The sequence below is a fragment of the Peptidiphaga sp. genome (assembly GCF_057238965.1).
This window is the reverse complement of the sequence record NZ_DBHHEV010000051.1, coordinates 1-3,303: the sequence shown is the minus strand read 5'-3', so window position 1 is coordinate 3,303 and position 3,303 is coordinate 1. Positions and strand designations below refer to the sequence as shown.

Annotated in this window: 2 protein-coding genes and 1 pseudogene; all 3 read right to left on the bottom strand. The window is 70.1% G+C overall.

Going from position 1 to position 3,303, the window contains the following annotated elements:
* The coding region (gene purM / locus ACO48X_RS07175; RefSeq protein ID WP_485001422.1) for a phosphoribosylformylglycinamidine cyclo-ligase at nt 1–891 on the bottom strand (891 nt) is incomplete at its 3' end.
* 91 nt (nt 892–982) lie between these two features.
* Complete coding sequence (purF, locus tag ACO48X_RS07170) at nt 983–2,512, bottom strand: amidophosphoribosyltransferase (RefSeq protein ID WP_485001421.1); 1,530 nt, start codon at nt 2,510–2,512, stop codon at nt 983–985.
* A gap of 154 nt (nt 2,513–2,666) precedes the next feature.
* A pseudogene (locus ACO48X_RS07165) lies at nt 2,667–3,303 on the bottom strand (RNB domain-containing ribonuclease); the annotation flags it as partial.

Sequence of the window (3,303 nt, the reverse complement as noted above, 5' to 3'; positions counted from 1 at the left end):
CGCACTGGCGGGGACGACGGCGTCGACCTCTTCCCCCGCAAGCACGGCGACCATTCCGCCTCCCATGTTGAGCGTGTCTTCGAGGTCTTCCCAAGCGACCCCGCCAAGCTCGCGCACAACCGAGAAAACCGCCGGGACCTCGATGGACGAGCGGTCGATCGAGGCGCGCATCCCGGCGGGCACGACCCGCGCCAGATTGGCCGCCAGCCCGCCGCCCGTCACATGCGAGAAAGCGTGGACCCTCCCCGAAACCTCCAGGCACAGCGGAGAGTAGAGCCGCGTGGGCTCCAAGAGCTCCTCCCCCAGCGTCCGCCCGAACTCGGGCACATCGCGGTCCAAAGGCCAGCCCGATTCGGCGACGATTCGGCGCACCAGCGAGTATCCGTTGGAATGCAGGCCGCTGGAGGCGATGGCGAGGACGACGTCGCCCGCTTCGACGCGCTCGGGGCCGAGGGCCTCGTCGGCCTCCACCACGCCGGTGGCCGCGCCGGCGACGTCGTAGTCGTCAGGCGCCATGAGGCCGGGGTGCTCCGCCGTCTCTCCGCCCAGAAGAGGGACGCCCACGAACTCGCACGCCCGCGCGACTCCGCGCACGACGTCGGCGATCCGCTCTGGGACGACGCGCCCGCAGGCGATGTAGTCCGTCATGAGGAGCGGGCGCGCGCCGACCACCGCGATGTCGTCGACGACCATGCCGACGAGGTCCTGGCCGATCGTGTCGTGCACGTCGAGGGCACGGGCTATGGCGATCTTCGTTCCGACGCCGTCGGTCGACGTCGCCAGAAGGGGCCTTTGGAACTCCTTCAGGGCGGAGACGTCGACCATTCCGGCGAAGCCCCCCACTCCGCCGACGACGTCGGCGCCGAGCGTGCGCCCGACGGCGGCTTTCATGAGCTCGACGGCGCGGTCCCCGGCCTCCGTGTCGACCCCGGCCGCCGCGTAGGCGGATACCCGTCCTTTCACCGTTCCTCCAATCGTTCTTTCACCGGCTTTCCGACGGCTCGCCCGCGCCCGCGAGCGCGCTGAGAACGTCGGACCCCGAAGCGGCCGCGACGCTTACGACGTCCACGGGATACCTTCCCGTGAAGCAAGCCGTGCACAGATCCTTCCGGGCCTGCTCGGTGGCCCGCACCATGCCGTCGAGGGATATGTACCCGAGTGTGTCGGCGCCGACGGCGCCGCAGATTTCCTGGACGCCCATCGAGTTGGCGATGAGTTCGCCTCGAGTGGGGAAGTCGATCCCGAAGAAGCAGGGCCAAGTCACCGGCGGCGAGGAGATGCGGATGTGCACCTCCGCGGCCCCGGCCTCCCGCAGCATGGCGACCAGGGCGCGCTGGGTGTTGCCGCGGACGATCGAATCGTCGACGACGACGAGCCGCTTGCCCTCGATCACTTCCTTCATGGGATTGAGCTTGAGGCGGATGCCTCGCTGGCGTTGCAGCTGCGTGGGGGCGATGAAGGTTCGTCCGACGTAGGCGTTCTTCACCAGGCCTTGGCCGTAGGGGATGCCCGATCCCTGCGCGTATCCGATGGCGGCGGGCGTGCCCGAAGACGGCGTGGCGATGACGAGGTCGGCCTCGACCGGGTGCTCTTCGGCGAGGATGCGGCCCATCTCCAGACGCGCCGAGTTGACGGACCGCCCGGCGATGGCCGTGTCCGGGCGCGCGAGGTAGACGTATTCGAAGACGCATCCCGCCCTCTTCGGCTCGGCCCACATGTGGGACTCGACGCCGCCTTCGCCGATGACGAGAAACTCGCCGGGGCTGACCTCCCTCTCGAATTCGGCGCCGACGATGTCGAGCGCCGCGGTTTCCGACGCCACGACCCATCCGCCGTCGAGCCTGCCGAGCACGAGGGGCCGGAAGCCGTGCCGGTCGCGCGCGGCATAGAGGCGGGTTTCGTCCATGAAAGCGAGGGAGAAAGCCCCCTCCAGACGCGGAAGGACGCTCAGGGCGGCGTCGGCGAGGCTCGGCGCGTCGGTGCAGCCGAACAGCGCGGTGAGAACGGCCGTGTCCGTGGAGGAGCCGCGGCCGAGCTCGCCCGTGAGGTCCTCGCCCGAGCGCGCACGGACCTCTTCCATCAGCTCTGCGGTGTTCGTGAGATTCCCGTTGTGGGCCAGCGCGACGGTTCCCAAATGCGCGTCGCCCGGCGCCGGGCCCTCGGACGGCGATGAGAAACGGGTCGGGCCCAGGGTCGGCTGGGCGTTTTCCCAGGCGGAGGCGCCGGTGGTCGCGTAGCGGACGTGGGCGACGCCCATGCGCCCGTTCAGCGTGGACAGCGATTTTTCGTCGAACACCTGCGAGACGAGGCCCATGTCCTTGTACACGAGGATCGTCTGGCCGTTCGACACGGCGATTCCCGCCGATTCCTGCCCGCGATGCTGCAACGCGTAGAGCCCGTAGTACGCCAGCTGAGCCACCGGCTGACCGGGTGCGTACACTCCGAAGACACCGCATTCCTCCTGCGGTTTTTCGCCGGGAAAGAGCTCGGCGGTCAAGCGCCCATCAGCCACCACGGACCAATTGTCTCACAATGCGGGTTGCCCGCATCCGCCGTTTCCCGAATGTCGGACGAGTTCGCCGCGAGCGGCCCGCCCACGGCGCGGCGGATCAGGGTCGCGCGGCGTTCGCCGCCTTTCGGGCCGGCCGCGCCGCGCCCCGTGCGGGTCAGGAGCCTGCGCCCCCGGAGAGGCGGAATTCGACGGTCGACGTCGCGACATCGGCCCTGTGCAAAACAGCGGACACCCTCTCCCCGCGAACGAGCGGATCGCCGACGATCGTCGCCTGGACTGCGGGCTCGCGGACCATCACCTTGCCGACGCCGCCCGCATCCTCCCCGGCGGCCGGCTTGCCGCGCCGGCGAAGCACGTCGACGACGACGCCGTCGAACGCCCCACCCTCGCGCACGGCGAGCACGAGCGCCTCGACGGCGTCCAGGGCGCCGCGTTCGTACTGACCGGCGATTTTGGCGGAAGCGGCCATCTCCTCGGGCAGCTTGCCGAGGCCCTCGCGAACCCACGCCGGCAGATTGTCGCCCGTGCAGATGCAGCGGCAGGTTTCGAGCGCATACCTGTCGGCAAGCCGGCGAAGCGGGGCCGTCACATGCGCGTACCTCGTCGCGAGCGCGGCGTGGTCGAGCACCGTCTCCCCGCGATGCCTGGCCTCTCCGCGGTCAGCGCCGCCGCCGTCGGCGGGCAGAGCCCGGTACCCCGCTCCGCGAAACAGGCTCACGGCCTCGTTGAGGAAGGCCGCGCCGGCCGAGCTGTGCGCGCCGACCCCGCGGACGAAATACGGGTAGCTCACG